Below are 17282 nucleotides of genomic sequence, written 5' to 3' on the forward strand. Positions count from 1 at the left end.
TCATGCATTTGTGAGTGGGATTATTGCTATTACTTTCTATGCTCCAAGAGTTGATTGATATGGTCTACTTTTTTTGATGCTCTTTTATAGGAAATAGTCCAAATGATGAGGTAGACAATTGCAAACTCGATAATGAGTTGGAGATAGAAAATCCAGTGGAAGGGGAACCAACCTGCTAGGGTTGCTAATGGGATAAATCCTACTAGCATAAGGAAGAAATGGGTCAGAGTTGCACGGAGCAGGCTCCAGTCACGGCTGAATAATCGCTTGCCAAAGTTGAAGAGAATACCAATGGCTGCCCAGATCAGTGTACAGTAGAGCAAGACCAGGGCACCGTGAACCTGATGTTGGGTCATCACTTGACCGATGAGAGAGTCGGAACTTAGTGGTGCGTAGGTATTTGGTGCATAAATGAGTGAAAAGATGATAGAGAGGATGAGGCCGATAAGAATACCGGCAGCTGCATCGTTAAATACTTGTTTTTTCATAGTTCTAATTTCTCCTTGATGGTTTTTAGGTAACGGCGTGAAGAGTAGGTGAAACTCTCGTTTTTTAGAAAGATTTCTACTAGGCCGTTGGGGGTTAGCTTGAGATGAGAGATGGAGTTGATATTGATGATTTCTGATTGGGAAATTTGGATAAAATTGCTTGGCAAAAGTTCAAGAACCTGATAGAGTCGTAAATCAATATTGTAGGTCTGACTCGCCGTTTCTGCTAGAACCTTCCGATTCTCGACATAGAAGCGTTGTATCTTACCAATCTCAACGAGATAGACCTGATTATCAATCTTTCCTTTGATTGTTTCTTTTTGGTCAAGATTTTCTGCGAACTCGATGACTTTCTGGATTTTATCGGTTTCTTGAGGTGCTTGAACAATCAGCTTTTCCTCTTCGTAAGTTTCACTAATCTGTAGTTCTACTTTCATAAATTTCTCTCCTTTTTAGTTATACAAGGTTGTGATCACTTCCTGTATATCTTTATTAAACACTATTTTCCAGACCCTGGCAAGGGACTTTGTCTATGTGGAGGGATTTGGCTCCTATGTGGTGGAGCTTTTCTGTCCTATCTGAAATATGGTATAATAGCACTATCAATTTCTAGGAAAACAGATACAGAAAGGGGCTGAAAGATGTCTCATATTATTGAATTGCCAGAGGTGCTGGCAAACCAGATTGCGGCTGGAGAGGTTATCGAGCGTCCAGCTAGCGTTGTTAAGGAGTTGGTAGAAAATGCCATTGATGCTGGCTCTAGTCAGATTATCATTGAGATTGAAGAGTCTGGTCTTAAGAAGATTCAAATCACAGATAATGGTCATGGAATTGCCCACGATGAAGTAGAGTTAGCCCTGCGTCGCCATGCGACCAGTAAGATCAAAAATCAAGCGGATCTTTTTCGGATTCGGACGCTTGGTTTTCGTGGTGAAGCCCTTCCTTCTATAGCGTCTGTTAGTGTTTTAACTCTGCTAACGGCGGTAGATGGTGCTAGTCACGGGACCAAGCTGGTCGCGCGTGGAGGAGAAGTAGAGGAAATCATCCCAGCGACCAGTCCTGTGGGAACCAAGGTTTGTGTGGAGGACCTTTTTTTCAACACGCCTGCCCGCCTCAAGTATATGAAGAGCCAGCAAGCAGAGTTGTCTCATATCATTGATATTGTCAACCGTCTGGGTTTGGCCCATCCTGAGATTTCGTTTAGTTTGATTAGTGATGGCAAGGAAATGACGCGGACAGCAGGGACTGGCCAACTGCGCCAAGCTATCGCAGGGATTTACGGTTTGGCGAGTGCCAAGAAGATGATTGAAATTGAGAATTCTGACCTTGATTTCGAAATTTCTGGTTTTGTGTCCTTGCCTGAGTTAACTAGAGCCAACCGCAACTATATCAGTCTCTTCATCAATGGCCGTTATATCAAGAACTTCCTGCTCAATCGTGCTATTTTAGATGGTTACGGAAGTAAGCTCATGGTGGGACGCTTTCCGTTGGCTGTCATTCATATCCATATTGATCCTTATCTAGCGGATGTCAATGTGCATCCGACTAAGCAAGAGGTGCGGATTTCCAAGGAAAAAGAATTGATGGCCTTGGTTTCAGAAGCTATTTCCAACAGTCTCAAGGAACAAACCTTGATACCTGATGCCTTGGAAAATCTTGCCAAATCGACCGTGCGCAATCGTGAGAAGGTGGAGCAGACCATTCTCCCACTCAAAGAAAATACGCTCTACTATGAGAATACTGAGCCGACAAGACCTAGTCAAGCTGAGGTGGCTGATTATCAGGTTGAATTAACTGAGGAAGGGCAGGACTTAACCCTATTTGCAAAGGAAACTTTAGATCAGTTAACCAAGCCAGCAAAACTGCATTTTGCAGAGAGAAAACCTGCTAACTATGACCAACTAGACCATCCAGAGTTAGACCTAGCTAGTCTCGATAAGGCTTATGACAAGCTGGAGCGAGAAGAATCTTCAAGCTTTCCAGAGTTGGAATTTTTCGGGCAAATGCATGGAACCTATCTCTTTGCCCAAGGGCGAGATGGGCTCTATATCATAGACCAACATGCGGCTCAGGAGCGGGTTAAGTACGAAGAGTACCGTGAAAGCATTGGTGATGTTGACCAGAGCCAGCAGCAACTTCTAGTGCCCTACATCTTTGAATTTCCTGCAGATGATGCCCTTCGTCTCAAGGAAAGAATGGCACATTTGGAGGAAGTGGGCGTCTTTCTATCAGAGTACGGAGAAAATCAATTCATCTTACGTGAACATCCTATTTGGATGGTAGAAGAAGAGATTGAATCAGGTATCTATGAGATGTGCGACATGCTCCTTTTGACCAAGGAAGTTTCTATCAAGAAATACCGGGCAGAGCTGGCTATCATGATGTCCTGCAAGCGGTCTATCAAGGCCAATCATCATATTGATGACCATTCGGCTAGACAGCTCCTCTATCAACTTTCTCAATGTGACAATCCCTATAACTGTCCCCACGGACGCCCTGTTTTGGTGCATTTTACCAAGTCGGATATGGAAAAGATGTTCCGACGCATTCAGGAAAATCACACCAGTCTCCGTGAGTTGGGGAAATATTAAACTAAAAGGAAAACTATGTACGAATATTTAAAAGGAATCATTACCAAAATCACTGCTAAATACATTGTGCTTGAAGTCAACGGTATCGGTTATATCCTGCATGTGGCCAATCCCTATGCTTACTCAGGGCAAGTTAACCAAGAAGCCCAAATTTTTGTGCATCAGGTCGTGCGTGAGGACGCTCATCTACTTTATGGATTTCGATCAGAAGATGAGAAAAAGCTCTTTCTCAGTCTGATTTCGGTTTCTGGAATTGGCCCTGTATCAGCTCTGGCTATTATCGCTGCTGATGACAATGCTGGCTTGGTTCAAGCCATTGAAACCAAGAACATCACCTACTTGACTAAGTTCCCTAAAATTGGCAAGAAAACAGCCCAGCAGATGGTGCTGGACTTGGAAGGCAAGGTAGTAGTTTCTGGAGATGACCTTCCTGCCAAGGTAGCAGTGCAAGCTAGCTCTGAAAACCAAGAATTGGAAGAAGCTATGGAAGCCATGTTGGCACTGGGCTACAAGGCAGCTGAGCTCAAGAAAATCAAAAAATTCTTTGAAGGAACGACAGATACAGCTGAGAACTATATCAAGTCGGCCCTTAAAATGTTGGTCAAATAGGAGCAGAGCATGACAAAACGTTGTTCGTGGGTCAAGATGACCAATCCGCTCTACATTGCCTATCATGATGAGGAATGGGGTCAGCCCCTCCATGATGACCAAGTATTGTTTGAGTTATTGTGCATGGAAACCTATCAGGCAGGCTTGTCTTGGGAAACGGTGCTCAACAAACGTCAAGCTTTCCGAGAAGCCTTTCATGGTTATCAAATTCAAGCGGTTGCAGAGATGAATGACACCGAACTGGAAGACTTGCTGGAGAATCCAGCCATCATCCGAAATAGAGCCAAGATTTTTGCTACACGCGCTAACGCCCAAGCGTTTTTACGATTACAGGAAGAATATGGCTCTTTTGATGCCTATCTTTGGTCTTTTGTTGAGGGGAAAACTGTCGTTAATGATGTTCCCGATTACCGCCTAGCCCCAGCTAAAACAGCTTTGTCTGAAAAATTAGCCAAAGATCTCAAAAAACGAGGTTTCAAGTTCACAGGACCAGTAGCCGTCTTGTCTTTTCTACAGGCTGTAGGGCTAGTTGATGACCACGAGAACGATTGTGAGTGGAAAAGCAGCAATTAGTGAGTATAGGTAACTAGAATATCTGAGAATATAGAAAAAAGCTGAGAAATTTTTCCCAGCTTTTTATATATACTATTAGATTTGTTAGAGTGAAGTCAAAAAAGTGATTCCACCTAAAATAACACCGGCTGAATTTGGAATGATTAGTATCCAATCCTTCTTAGGTTCTTTTGTCCATCCATAAATAACCCAGATTAAGCAAGATATAGCAGCTGATAAAGGTTGAAATGGTTGAGCTTTATTTCCCTGTAAATTAGCGATAATTTGAGGTATGTAGGCAATAAATACTATAATTCCAATAAAGGCACCAATAGAACCTACGATTCGATTAATTTTTTGTTTTGTCATATACACCTCCTTCAAAAGGATATCATAGAAATTAGCGAAATGCAATAAATTCAGATACAAATTGTAACGAAAACCAATACAAAAGCACAAAAATAGAGAAACTATTTATTTTTTGTTATAGTCAAAGCGAATGACTTGCTCTTTTGCATCTACGTGGGCGTGGACTCCGAAGGGAATAATGGCTCTTGGAGTTGCGTGGCCGACATTGAGATTATAGACAATCGGGATATTGCTGCCAATGATATCCAATAGTGCCTCTTTATAGTCGTCATAGAAAGTTTCATCCATAGGTTTTCCGACCAGGAGTCCACTGATGCCCTCGAATATGCCAGTGTCTTTTAAAGTTCGCAACATCTTTTTGAAGTCTTCTGGTTCAGGCTTTTCTTCGCTTGTTTCTAGCAAGAGGATTTTTCCTTCCCAGTCTGATAAGTCAGGGAAGAGTTTGTATTTTTGGCATAGCTCCGTGCTATCTGCGTATCGAGAGTTGTCAAAGATATCGTAGAGGGATTCGAGACAACCACCGAGGATTTTTCCCTCGAACTGGGCATTTCCCCACAACAGCTCGAAACCAGTATTTGCATGACTGATGCGAGGTGTTCCCAGAGCTTTGGGACTGAAGTCAGTCCTTTCCTCATACCAAACATTGCTAGGGCGGATTTCTGATATTCTTCCCGTCTCAATCAATTCTTTAAAGTAGTGAAGGCTATAGGGCAGCATTTCCTTGTCTAATTCACAAATGTCTGCTAAAAAGGATTGACCATAAAAAGTCTTGATTCCTAGTTTATGCAACATGAGGTGGTTCATGGTTGTATCCGAGAAGCCAAGAAAAATTTTTTGTTTGATAACCTTTTGTAGTTGGTCATTTTCAAAAAGATAAGGTAGTAAGCGATAGGTATCGTCTCCACCGATGGCACATAGGATCATGTCGATGTTATCATCAGAAAAGGCTTGCATCAAATCCTCTGCACGAGCTTCAGGATGGCCCTTGATAAAGTCTAAGCCTTTTAGAGAATGGGGTAAAAAGATAGAATTGAGTCCCAGGTCCTTGAGACGTTGGACACCCAAGTCCACTTCGTGTTTGACAAAGTCTTCTCCGATAATGCCACTAGATAAACTAACAATACCAATAGTAGAAATCATATTTTATCCTCCTAGAAATAGATTGAGCCTATTTTATCACAAAAGATTAGATAGAGCTATGTGGGATGTCAGAAGAATACTTTAAAATCAAAAAAGAGCCGTGAAAAAGCAACCGCGCCTGCGGTTGCTTTTATCGTTATCTTATTCTTAATAACGTGTTGGTCCTGCACTTGCGCTACGGATATTCAAGCGTTTCTTGAGATAGAAGCGAAGGGCTAGGAGGGCTGCTCCGATAATAGCTAGTGGTAATGGAGCAAGTACTGGGTTAAGGCTAGCTGGTAGGAAGCTGGTTGCAAAGAAGACAAGCAACCAAAGAAACATAGAAGCTAGGATAACTAGTACAGATTTCCAGAAAGGTGGGCGTTGACTTCGATCCATATCTGGTCCATAGTATTGGTAAACAAAGTAGTACATCAAGTAGAAGGCAAATCCACCAACAAGTCCAACTAATAAGAGAGTGACAAATCCATAGCCGAAAGCTTGATCTGCCGCAAAGAAAGTTGTGAGTGCGCTGACGAGGGCAAAGAGGCTAGTGATGAAAAGAGCTGAATCCATAATCATCAGTTTTGGATCATCATTTTCTTTTGGATGCTCTTTTTCATATTGTTCCTTGACAGTGAAACTATGAGCCCAATGGGTCGGTGCGCCATAGAGGGAACGAGCAGTCGTACCTTTAGATTGCTCCTCAAGGATTTGGGGAATAACTTCCTCAAAAATAGCCTTAATTTCAGCGTCTGTTTTCCCATCTTTGATGAATTGTTGGGTAGCGATATGGACAAATTCTTGGTTTTTCTTTGTTAATTTTTGTAGATCAATCTGAGACATAGGAACTCCTCTTAGAACCATTTTTTATGGATGAGATAGAGAGTGAGCGAGACACTCATAGCAAAGGCAATAAAGACGATTAACCAGAAGGCATTCGGCTCGCCGTTTAGGGGGATTTCATTATCCTTAAAGTTCATCCCGTAGGCAGAAAAGACCATGGTTGGGATGGACATGACGATGGTCACAAGGGCCAAGGTTTTCATGATGTTGTTCTGGTTGTTAGAAATGATAGAGGCAAAGGTCTCTGTCATAGAGTGCAAGACGTTTCCATAAATGTCTGCCATCTCGATGGCCTGTTGGGTTTCAATCAAGGTATCTTCAAGCAGGTCTTCGTCCTCAAGGTATTTCTTGATATTGCTGGTTGAGCTGGTCAATTTCTTAATCACGCGCTCATTTGTTTTGAGGGAGGCCTTGAAATAGACGATGGTTTTTTCCAATTCCATGAGCTCAATCAATTCTTCATTACGAGTTGATTGATGCAGTTGACTTTCGATTTGTTCACTCTTGCGGTCAATTGAACGAAGGGCTGTTAGGTAAAGCTCTGCATTGCGATAGAGAATCTGGAAAATGAAACGCGAACGCATGAAGGTGTAGAAATTACGCAATCGACGGTTGATAAAGACATCGAGGACCGGTAATGGTTCCAAACAAGTAGTGATAATGGTTTCCTCTGTGATAATAATACCAAGCGGGATGGTTACGTAGTAGGTGCGGTTATTTCTTTCTTCTGTGACCGGCACGTCAACGATAATCAGGGTGTACTCGTCTTCAATCGTAATACGAGACATTTCTTCCGCATCGAGCGGTGCTCGAAGGTCGGCAATATCGATATCGAAGGCGTTAGCGATTTCGAGTGATTCATTTTGAGTCGGATTGACGAGATTGATCCAAGTACCCGGTTCAAGTGTATCGATCTCTTTAAATTCAGTTGTTGTAGAGAGAAAAACTTGTTTCATATCCCTTATCCTTTCTCATTTTTCAGATTTTTTCACACCGTACTATTATACTACAAAATCGGCCTTTTGGGTAATAGAATCTCACTTTTTTTGGTATAATGGTAAGCAATAATGGACTAGAAAGAACAAAAATGCAAGATAAAATTGTCATTCATGGGGCGCGTGCCCATAATTTAAAAAATATTGATGTGGAGATTCCACGAGACAAGCTAGTTGTTGTGACTGGTTTGTCAGGTTCAGGGAAATCCAGTCTGGCCTTTGATACCCTCTATGCGGAGGGACAACGTCGCTATGTGGAGAGTTTGTCAGCCTATGCTCGTCAGTTCTTGGGGAATATGGAGAAGCCTGATGTAGATGCTATTGATGGTCTCAGCCCAGCTATTTCTATCGACCAGAAAACGACTAGTAAAAACCCTCGCTCGACGGTTGGAACCACGACTGAAATCAATGACTATCTGCGTCTCCTCTACGCACGTGTGGGGACGCCTTACTGTATCAACGGGCATGGAGCTATCAAGGCTTCTTCTGTGGAGCAAATCGTGGATAAGGTTTTAGAATTGCCTGAACGCCAGCGCTTGCAGATTTTGGCCCCTGTCATCCGCAAGAAAAAAGGCCAACATAAGAGTGTTATCGAGAAGGTTCAGAAAGATGGGTATGTTCGTGTCCGTGTGGATGGGGAAGTCTATGATGTGACCGAAGTGCCTGAGCTGTCTAAGAGTAAGCAACACAATATCGATGTCGTGGTTGACCGTATTGTCATCAAGGAGGGCATTCGTAGCCGTCTCTTCGACTCAATCGAGGCTGCCCTTCGTATCGCAGAAGGCTATGTCATTATCGACACCATGGACGATTCGGAGTTGCTCTTTTCTGAGCATTATGCCTGTCCAGTTTGTGGCTTTACTGTTCCAGAGTTAGAGCCACGTCTCTTCTCATTCAATGCTCCTTTTGGTTCTTGTAGTGAGTGTGATGGCTTGGGTATCAAGCTGGAGGTGGATACTGATTTGGTGGTGCCAGATGCCAGCAAAACGCTACGCGAGGGAGCCTTGGCTCCTTGGAATCCTATCTCATCCAACTACTATCCAAACATGCTAGAGCAGGCTATGACAGCCTTTGGAGTGGATATGGATAAGCCTTTTGAGGACTTGTCAGAAGAGGATAAGAACTTGATTCTCTATGGCTCTGATGGCAAGGAATTCCATTTCCGCTATGAGAATGAATTTGGTGGTGTGCGTGATATTGACATTCCTTTTGAGGGAGTTGTCAATAATATCAAGCGTCGCTATCACGAGACAAACAGCGATTACACTCGTACCCAGATGCGCCTCTACATGAATGAGCTGACCTGCGGAACCTGTCACGGCTATCGTCTCAATGACCAGGCCCTGTCTGTTCGTGTGGGTGGTGAGCAAGGGCCACATATCGGAGAAATTTCAGACCTATCTATCGCTGACCACTTGGAGTTGGTGAGTCAGCTAACCTTGTCTGAAAATGAAGCTATTATTGCTCGTCCCATTCTCAAGGAAATCAAGGACCGTTTGACCTTCCTTAATAACGTGGGTCTTAACTATCTGACTCTGTCTCGTTCGGCAGGAACTCTTTCAGGTGGGGAAAGTCAGCGTATTCGTTTGGCAACCCAGATTGGCTCCAACCTCTCAGGTGTCCTCTATATCCTAGATGAGCCGTCAATCGGTCTTCACCAGAGGGACAATGACCGTCTGATTGCTAGTCTCAAAAAGATGCGCGACTTGGGTAATACACTCATTGTGGTGGAACATGACGAAGATACCATGCGCGAAGCGGATTATCTGATTGACGTTGGTCCCGGTGCCGGTGTTTTTGGTGGGGAGATTGTTGCTGCAGGTACGCCTAAACAGGTAGCTCGTAACAGCAAGTCTATCACAGGCCAGTACTTGTCAGGTAAACGTGCTATTCCAGTGCCAACAGAGCGCCGTACTGGTAATGGTCGTTTTATCGAAGTGACAGGAGCGCGTGAGAACAACTTGCAAAATGTCACTGCTCGCTTCCCACTAGGGAAATTTATCGCAGTGACAGGGGTGTCGGGTTCAGGGAAATCGACCCTCATCAACAGCATTCTCAAAAAAGCGATTGCCCAAAAGCTCAACCGCAATTCAGACAAACCAGGTAAATTCAAAACCATTACAGGGATTGAGCATGTAGACCGCTTGATTGACATTGACCAGAGTCCAATCGGGCGAACGCCGAGGTCCAACCCAGCTACCTATACAGGAGTTTTTGACGATATACGTGACCTTTTTGCTCAAACAAACGAAGCCAAGATTCGTGGTTACAAGAAGGGACGTTTTAGTTTCAACGTTAAGGGAGGTCGTTGTGAAGCTTGCTCAGGCGACGGGATCATTAAGATTGAGATGCACTTCTTGCCAGATGTTTATGTAGCTTGTGAGGTCTGCCACGGAACCCGCTACAACAGTGAAACCCTAGAAGTTCACTACAAGGAAAAAAATATCTCGCAGGTCTTGGACATGACTGTCAACGATGCGGTAGAATTCTTCCAACATATTCCTAAAATTCAACGCAAACTTCAGACCATCAAGGATGTAGGGTTGGGCTATGTGACGCTAGGTCAACCAGCTACCACCCTTTCTGGAGGAGAAGCCCAGCGTATGAAGTTGGCTAGCGAACTTCACAAACGATCGACAGGAAAATCTTTCTACATTCTGGATGAGCCGACGACAGGGCTTCATACCGAGGATATCGCTCGCTTGCTCAAGGTTTTAGCTCGCTTTGTAGACGATGGCAATACAGTCCTTGTTATCGAGCACAATCTAGATGTTATTAAGACGGCAGACCATATTATTGACTTGGGACCTGAGGGCGGTGTCGGTGGTGGAACCATCATCGCAACAGGAACTCCAGAAGAAGTAGCGGCCAACGAAGCCAGCTACACAGGACAGTATTTGAAAGGAAAGTTACATCATGAATAAACGCGTACAAGCATTTCTAGCTAAAATGCAAGAAAAAGAACTAGATGGCATCATCATCAATAACCTTAAAAACGTCTATTATTTGACTGGTTTTTGGGGCTCAAACGGAACAGTCTTTATCAGCCGTGACCGTCAGGTCTTGGTGACAGACTCTCGCTATATCATTGCAGCCAAGCAAGAAACCAGTGGTTTTGAAATTGTAGCTGACCGTGATGAATTGGCTGTCATTGCCGGAATTGTCAAGGACATGGGCTTGTCTCGAATCGGTTTTGAGGACGAGATTTCAGTGTCTTATTATCACCGTATGCAGGCAACCTTTGAAGGAATTGACTTGCTTCCACAGACTCAGTTTGTTGAAGGTCTTCGAATGATTAAGGATGAAGCGGAGATTGCAGCTATTCGCAAGGCTTGTTCTATATCAGACCAAGCTTTCCGCGATGCACTTGACTTTATCAAACCAGGAAAGACTGAGATTGAGATTGCCAACTTCCTTGACTTCCGCATGCGTGAGTTGGGAGCATCTGGCTTGTCTTTTGACACCATTCTAGCTAGCGGTATCAATTCTTCTAAACCCCATGCCCATCCAATGCACAAACCAGTGGAATTGGGAGAAGCCATTACTATGGACTTCGGTTGCCTTTATGACCACTATGTCAGTGATATGACACGGACTATCTATCTGGGGCATGTCAGCGATGAGCAGGCAGAGATTTACAATACGGTTCTCAAAGCCAACCAAGCCTTGATTGACCAGGCTAAGGCAGGATTAAGTTTCCGAGACTTTGACAAAATTCCTCGTGATATTATCATTGAGGCAGGTTATGGCGACTACTTTACTCACGGTATCGGACACGGTATTGGACTGGATATTCATGAGGAACCATACTTTAGCCAGACTTCTACAGAAACTATTAAGGCAGGTATGGCCTTGACAGATGAGCCAGGTATCTATATCGAAGGCAAATATGGCGTTCGTATCGAGGATGATATCCTGATTACAGAGTCAGGTTGTGAATTATTGACCCTTGCTCCAAAAGAGTTGATAGTCATTTAATAGTCAAGCAGCTCAAATGATTGACTTTTAAATTTTAAAGGTTTATACTGAAAGACGAAAACGGTAGGTGAGGCTACCATAGGGATACGGATGACTACCGCAAAGCAGTGGAGACACTACTCGTTGGTCAACAGTCCTGGTCGCGAAGGCCAAGACTAAGCTCATTACATTGCCCTATGGAGTTAAAGCTTGAACGAAAAACAGATAGTTAGTTTTTTAATCCTGCCATTTTATGGTGGGATTTTCTACTGTTTAAAAACAAAGAAAGGAGATAGACGATGCAAATTGACGATCATCCGGAACCGCACATACACAGCCAATCGCTGATTTGTGTCGTTCTACCCTTATAAAGTGATTGGTCTCTGTGTATGAAACACATCATTCATACAGATAGGAGAAACCAATGAAAACTACAAAAGAAAGATTAGCAACAGCTATTCATACATCTTTAAACGAAACTCTATCTTTTTATAAGACAAGTCTAACAGGCTTGACTGAGGAGCAGGTGGAGAAAAATCGTGACCTATATGGCGAAAATACCATCACAAAGGGTCAAGAAGACAGTATCCTCAAAAAGATTTACGAATCCATTATCAATCCTTTTACCATCATCTTGCTGGTCATCGCCGTGATTTCCTTGGTGACCAATGTCTGGTTGGCAAAACCAGGTCAAGAGGATCCGACGACTTCCATTATCATCGTTGTCCTAGTCCTCATTTCTGGTGGCATACGCTTTGTCCAAGAACTCCGTAGTGATAAGGCTGCGACCAATCTTTCAAAAATGATTATTAACACAGCGACTGTCATTCGTCAAGGAGAAGTTCAAGAAGTACCTATCGATGATTTGGTAGTAGGTGACGTGGTTAAATTAAGCGCTGGAGACATGATTCCAGCAGATCTTCTTTTATTTGAGTCGCGCGATTTCTTTGTACAACAGTCGGGCTTGACAGGTGAAAGTGAATCGGTTGAAAAATTGGCCTTGACCAAGGCAACAGTTCAACAATCTGATAGTCTGCTAGAAGCAGAAGCGCTCGCCTTTATGGGAACCAATGTCTTGTCTGGTAGTGCCAAGGCTGTGGTTTTAGCAGTTGGTGATGATACCATGATGGGAGCCATTGAGCAGACTTTGAACACCTATGACGAACCTACTTCGTTTGAGCGGGAGATGAATAGTATTTCGTGGCTCTTGATTCGTTTGATGTTGCTCATGGTGCCCATTGTTTTCTTGTCTAATGGTTTGACAGATGGAGATTGGTTGGAAGCTGGCGTATTTGCTTTGAGTGTTGGTGTTGGATTGACACCTGAGATGCTTCCTATGATTATCACGGCCAGTCTAGCAAAAGGCTCCATCATTATGGCCAAGGAAAAAGTGGTTATCAAGAAACTCAATGCCATACAGGACTTAGGGGCGATTGATATTTTGTGTACAGATAAGACAGGAACTCTAACCCAAGACGAAATTGTCCTTGAATATCCCTTGGATATCCACGGACGCTTGGATTTGACCGTCTTGAGACGAGCTTATCTCAATTCTTATTTTCAAACGGGCTTGAAAAATTTGATGGACAGAGCCATTATCAAACGGACTGAAAAGGAAGCCAAAGAACACGCCCTCTTGCAAAATCTGGCTCAAACTTTTCAAAAAATAGATGAGCTTCCTTTTGATTTTGAACGTAGACGTATGAGTGTTATCGTTAAGGATGAACACGAAACGGTTAGTTTGGTAACTAAGGGAGCACTTGAGGAAATGTTGACGATTTCCAGTCATGCGGAATACCATGGAATGATTACTCCCTTGACAGATGCTATTAGAGAAGAAATCTTAGCAGAAGTCAGACAGCTAAATCAACAAGGTTTGCGTGTCTTGGGAGTGGCCTATAAGTCGGGTTTGAGGGAAGGCCATGCCTATACAGTTGATGATGAAGGGGATATGATTCTAACTGGTTATTTAGCCTTCCTAGATCCTCCTAAACCATCTGCAGCACCAGCAATTAAGGCACTGTTAGAACATGGGGTTCAAACAAAGATTTTGACGGGAGACAACGAAAAAGTTACCCAAGCAGTCTGTGAAAAGGTTGGTTTGGATATCAATCAGATGCTGTTGGGGTCTGAAATTGATCAGATGAGTGATCAAGAATTGGCCCAAGCCGTAGAGGAGGTAACCGTCTTCGCCAAACTTTCACCTGACCAAAAAGCGAGGATTATTTTGCAATTTAAGGCTAATGGTCATGCTGTTGGCTATATGGGAGATGGGATCAATGATGCTCCTTCTATGAAAGTTGCAGATGTGGGGATTTCTGTTGATACAGCAGTAGATATTGCCAAAGAAACAGCTGATGTTATCCTACTTGATAAGGATCTCATGGTGCTTGAAAAAGGACTTGTTGAAGGGCGTAAGGTCTATGCCAATATGACCAAATATATCAAAATGACAGTGAGTTCTAATTTTGGGAATATCTTATCCCTATTAGTCTCTGGAATCTTTTTGCCATTTTTACCAATGGCACCAGTCCATTTGATTATTCTAAATCTAGTCTATGATTTGTCTTGTATTGCCTTGCCTTTTGACAAGGTGGATAAAGATTTTTTGAGAAATCCGCATATCTGGGAAGCTAAGTCTATCACACGTTTCATGGTTTGGATGGGGCCTATCTCTTCTGCCTTTGATATTTTGACCTTTATTTTGCTCTATTTTATCATTGTACCCATGACGACAGGTCAAGCCTATGTCCATGGAGCGGAGTCTGCCGTAGGATTTATTGTCTTGTTTCAGACAGGTTGGTTTATTGAGTCCATGTGGTCACAGACCATGGTTATCCATATGCTACGTTCAGCTAAAATTCCCTTTTTACAAAGTCGTCCAGCTTGGCTAGTCCTTGTGACAACCTTATTGGCTGCAGCCTTTGTGACCTTCCTTCCCTACAGTCCACTAGCTAGCCTTCTTCATCTAACTCCTTTGAAGCCGATCTATTTCATCTTTTTACTTTTCATCATTATTTTGTATATGATTAGTGTGACAATTGTGAAAAAAATCTATATCAAGAAATATAAAGAATGGCTGTAAATTTCATTTTGTCAAGAAAAAAGTACGAAAATGACGAAAAAAATCAAAAAAATTTAAAAATAGGTCGCAAGTCGGATGTTTTTTATGGTATAATAGACTAAACTGATAGTAACATGTAGCGAAAGGGGTAGGTACATGATTAAAATTTATACAGTCTCAAGTTGTACTAGCTGTAAAAAAGCAAAAACCTGGCTCAATGCCCACCAGTTAAGTTATAAAGAACAAAACCTTGGTAAAGAAGGAATTACGAGAGAAGAATTACTGGATATTCTAACCAAAACAGACAATGGAATAGCCAGCATCGTTTCGTCTAAAAATCGCTATGCTAAAGCCCTTGGAGTGGATATTGAAGATTTGAGTGTCAACGAAGTTCTCAATCTGATTATGGAAACACCGAGAATTTTAAAGAGCCCAATCCTTGTAGATGAAAAACGCCTGCAAGTTGGCTATAAGGAAGACGATATTCGTGCCTTCCTACCACGCTCTGTCCGTAATGTAGAAAATGCAGAAGCACGTTTGCGTGCAGCTCTATAAACATCAAGGCTGGGAGTGCTTCCTAGCCTTGTTTGCTCTTTTAATTCAAAAATGATGTGAGGAATTATGAAAAAAATACTGATTACAAGTTTTGCACTACTTTTCTTGCTTGCTGGATGTGGGCAAAAAAAAGCGACAACTGCGTCCTCTAGTAGTAAATCTGAAACGTTACAGTCAACTTTACCTGTCCTAGAGAATGCTGAGAAGAATACAGTAGTTACAAAAACATTTATGCTACCGAAGTCAACAGACGGCAGTCAGCAGATTCAAACAGTCACATATAAAGGAAAACAATTTTTAAGTTTGACTATTATTCAAAAAAGACCAGTTACCGATGAATTGAAGACTTTTGTAACTGAGCATGGTGTAGAGGCTACCCAAAAAGCACTCATTGAAGCTGAAGGTAAAGATACCTCAATTCAGGAAGCGCGCAAGTTGCCAGGTTTTACACTTGAGACGAAGCTACTAAGTGAAACAGAAATTCAAACAACAACTACTTATGATTTTCAGGTTTTAGATATCAAAAAAGCTTCACAGGTTGAATATTTAAAGAATATTGGCTTGGAAAATCTTTTGAAAAATGAACCGAGTCAATATGTAGCAGACAGATTGGCAAATGGCGCGACAGAACAGTAGAAAATCCAAATAAATAGACTGCCTGAATTGTAGAACGTAAGGAATTATGCTATAATGGTACTATTCTAAGGAAAGAGGGTGTTAGAATGGGATTTACTGAAGAAACAGTACGTTTTAAATTGGACGATTCCAATAAAAAAGAAATTAGCGAAACTCTGACTGATGTTTATGCTTCGTTGAACGATAAGGGCTACAACCCAATTAACCAAATCGTAGGTTACGTATTGAGTGGAGACCCTGCCTACGTTCCTCGTTATAATAATGCACGAAATCAAATCCGTAAGTATGAGCGTGATGAAATCGTTGAGGAATTAGTCCGCTACTACCTTAAAGGACAAGGAGTCGATCTATAACCTATGAGAATTATGGGATTGGACGTCGGTTCAAAAACGGTAGGGGTGGCGATTAGCGATCCGCTTGGTTTTACAGCTCAAGGACTTGAAATCATCCAAATCAATGAGGAGCAAGGTCAATTTGGTTTTGACCGCGTTAAGGAGTTGGTTGATACTTACAAGGTGGAACGATTTGTAGTGGGCTTGCCTAAAAACATGAACAATACAAGCGGACCGCGCGTGGAAGCTAGTCAAGCCTACGGAGCAAAGCTGGAAGAGCTTTTTGGTTTACCAGTAGACTATCAAGATGAACGCTTGACAACAGTTGCCGCAGAGCGTATGTTGATTGAACAAGCAGATATTAGCCGTAACAAGCGCAAGAAAGTCATTGATAAATTAGCAGCTCAGCTGATTTTACAAAATTATTTAGATAGAAAATTTTAATACAAAGGAGAGGCTATGTCACACGATCATAACCACGACCACGAAGAACGTGAACTAATCACACTAGTAGATGAGCAAGGAAATGAAACCTTGTTTGAAATCCTTTTGACCATTGACGGAAAAGAAGAATTTGGTAAAAACTATGTTCTTCTAGTACCAGTTAATGCAGAAGAAGACGAAGACGGACAAGTTGAAATCCAAGCTTACTCATTCATCGAAAACGAAGATGGAACAGAAGGCGAATTGCAACCAATCCCAGAAGACTCAGAAGACGAATGGAACATGATTGAAGAAGTCTTCAACAGCTTTATGGAGGAGTGATACAGTCTGGGAGACTGTATCACCCCAACTCCTAGAAATTAGAAGAGTTGGAACATCCGGGGGACGTTTTTAGCCCAGTTCCTTAAAATAAGAGAGAACTGGTGTGTTCAGTGAACATTTTTACCCTTACGCTAAAAATAAAGACCGTAAGTAAGTCTGGGAGACTGTATCAGCCCAACTCCTAGAAATTAGAAGAGTTGGAACATCCAGTGGACGTTTTTAGCCCAGTTCCTTAAAATAAGAGAGAACTGGTGTGTTCAGTGAACATTTTTACCCTTACGCTAAAAATAAAGACCGTAAGTAAGTCTGGGAGACTGTATCAGCCCAACTCCCAGAAATTGGAAAGAGTTGGAACGTCCGGGGGACGTTTTTAGCCCTGCGCTAGAAAATAGAAACGCAGGCAT

Annotated in this window: 17 protein-coding genes and 1 riboswitch; of the genes, 11 read left to right on the forward strand and 6 right to left on the reverse strand. The window is 42.5% G+C overall.

The window, feature by feature from the left end; all coding sequences use genetic code 11:
* Positions 1 to 29 precede the first annotated feature (29 nt).
* Together FJN11_RS00725 and FJN11_RS00730 are read right to left on the reverse strand one after the other, a co-directional pair.
* On the reverse strand, positions 30 to 488 hold the full coding sequence (locus FJN11_RS00725) for a DUF3021 domain-containing protein (protein WP_049552431.1): 459 nt from the start codon (positions 486 to 488) through the stop codon (positions 30 to 32).
* Entirely contained in the window at positions 485 to 925 is a 441-nt protein-coding gene (locus FJN11_RS00730; protein ID WP_140223835.1) for a LytTR family DNA-binding domain-containing protein, read from the reverse strand. Before FJN11_RS00730 ends, FJN11_RS00725 begins: the two co-directional genes overlap by 4 nt.
* Before the next feature lie 204 nt (positions 926 to 1129).
* Here FJN11_RS00730 and mutL point away from each other — a divergent pair, with 204 nt between their 5' ends.
* The 3 genes from mutL to FJN11_RS00750 are packed head-to-tail and all read left to right on the forward strand — an operon-like array spanning position 1130 to position 4261.
* Positions 1130 to 3079, forward strand: a complete 1950-nt coding sequence (mutL, locus tag FJN11_RS00740) for a DNA mismatch repair endonuclease MutL (protein WP_140223836.1) — start codon at positions 1130 to 1132, stop codon at positions 3077 to 3079.
* Positions 3080 to 3094: 15 nt separating this feature from the next.
* Positions 3095 to 3688: a Holliday junction branch migration protein RuvA gene (gene ruvA, locus FJN11_RS00745; protein ID WP_140223837.1), complete on the forward strand. Its 594-nt coding sequence runs from the start codon at positions 3095 to 3097 to the stop codon at positions 3686 to 3688.
* 9 nt (positions 3689 to 3697) lie between these two features.
* Entirely contained in the window at positions 3698 to 4261 is a 564-nt protein-coding gene (locus tag FJN11_RS00750) for a DNA-3-methyladenine glycosylase I (protein WP_140223838.1), read from the forward strand.
* An 84-nt stretch (positions 4262 to 4345) separates the two neighbouring features.
* On the opposite strand, the gene FJN11_RS00755 is transcribed toward FJN11_RS00750, so the two are convergent.
* The 4 genes from FJN11_RS00755 to FJN11_RS00770 all read right to left on the reverse strand — a co-directional run bounded on the left by FJN11_RS00755 (position 4346) and on the right by FJN11_RS00770 (position 7530).
* Positions 4346 to 4609, reverse strand: coding sequence for a SemiSWEET family transporter (locus tag FJN11_RS00755; protein WP_000166114.1), 264 nt, complete (start codon positions 4607 to 4609; stop codon positions 4346 to 4348).
* Between the two features lie 105 nt (positions 4610 to 4714).
* Positions 4715 to 5749: a S66 family peptidase gene (locus FJN11_RS00760; RefSeq protein WP_140223839.1), complete on the reverse strand. Its 1035-nt coding sequence runs from the start codon at positions 5747 to 5749 to the stop codon at positions 4715 to 4717.
* A gap of 147 nt (positions 5750 to 5896) precedes the next feature.
* Positions 5897 to 6574 carry a DUF1129 domain-containing protein gene (locus FJN11_RS00765; RefSeq protein ID WP_050252494.1) on the reverse strand — a complete coding sequence of 226 codons (678 nt, stop codon included), beginning with the start codon at positions 6572 to 6574 and terminating at the stop codon, positions 5897 to 5899.
* Between the two features lie 11 nt (positions 6575 to 6585).
* Positions 6586 to 7530, reverse strand: coding sequence for a magnesium transporter CorA family protein (locus FJN11_RS00770; protein WP_000815623.1), 945 nt, complete (start codon positions 7528 to 7530; stop codon positions 6586 to 6588).
* A 131-nt stretch (positions 7531 to 7661) separates the two neighbouring features.
* On the opposite strand from FJN11_RS00770, the gene uvrA reads away from it, so the two are divergent.
* From uvrA to FJN11_RS00815, 8 genes are all read left to right on the forward strand, one after another.
* A complete protein-coding gene (gene uvrA / locus FJN11_RS00775; protein WP_140223840.1) occupies positions 7662 to 10493 on the forward strand; it encodes an excinuclease ABC subunit UvrA in 2832 nt (943 codons plus the stop codon).
* Complete coding sequence (locus FJN11_RS00780; protein ID WP_049552558.1) at positions 10486 to 11547, forward strand: M24 family metallopeptidase; 1062 nt, start codon at positions 10486 to 10488, stop codon at positions 11545 to 11547. The genes uvrA and FJN11_RS00780 overlap by 8 nt, the downstream gene beginning before the upstream one ends.
* Before the next feature lie 56 nt (positions 11548 to 11603).
* A riboswitch (M-box (ykoK) riboswitch) is annotated at positions 11604 to 11756 on the forward strand.
* A 194-nt stretch (positions 11757 to 11950) separates the two neighbouring features.
* Entirely contained in the window at positions 11951 to 14611 is a 2661-nt protein-coding gene (gene mgtA, locus FJN11_RS00785; RefSeq protein ID WP_049552557.1) for a magnesium-translocating P-type ATPase, read from the forward strand.
* Positions 14612 to 14746: 135 nt separating this feature from the next.
* A complete protein-coding gene (gene spx / locus FJN11_RS00795; RefSeq protein ID WP_000591165.1) occupies positions 14747 to 15145 on the forward strand; it encodes a transcriptional regulator Spx in 399 nt (132 codons plus the stop codon).
* Positions 15146 to 15211: 66 nt separating this feature from the next.
* Positions 15212 to 15781, forward strand: coding sequence for an SP0191 family lipoprotein (locus tag FJN11_RS00800; RefSeq protein ID WP_042751756.1), 570 nt, complete (start codon positions 15212 to 15214; stop codon positions 15779 to 15781).
* A gap of 86 nt (positions 15782 to 15867) precedes the next feature.
* Entirely contained in the window at positions 15868 to 16134 is a 267-nt protein-coding gene (locus FJN11_RS00805; RefSeq protein ID WP_000507059.1) for an IreB family regulatory phosphoprotein, read from the forward strand.
* Between the two features lie 3 nt (positions 16135 to 16137).
* On the forward strand, positions 16138 to 16557 hold the full coding sequence (gene ruvX, locus FJN11_RS00810) for a Holliday junction resolvase RuvX (protein ID WP_004239076.1): 420 nt from the start codon (positions 16138 to 16140) through the stop codon (positions 16555 to 16557).
* Between the two features lie 15 nt (positions 16558 to 16572).
* On the forward strand, positions 16573 to 16878 hold the full coding sequence (locus FJN11_RS00815) for a DUF1292 domain-containing protein (protein ID WP_000017620.1): 306 nt from the start codon (positions 16573 to 16575) through the stop codon (positions 16876 to 16878).
* The last annotated feature ends 404 nt before the right edge of the window (positions 16879 to 17282 follow it).

It is taken from the genome of Streptococcus symci, from assembly GCF_006385165.1.
Classification (GTDB): domain Bacteria; phylum Bacillota; class Bacilli; order Lactobacillales; family Streptococcaceae; genus Streptococcus; species Streptococcus symci.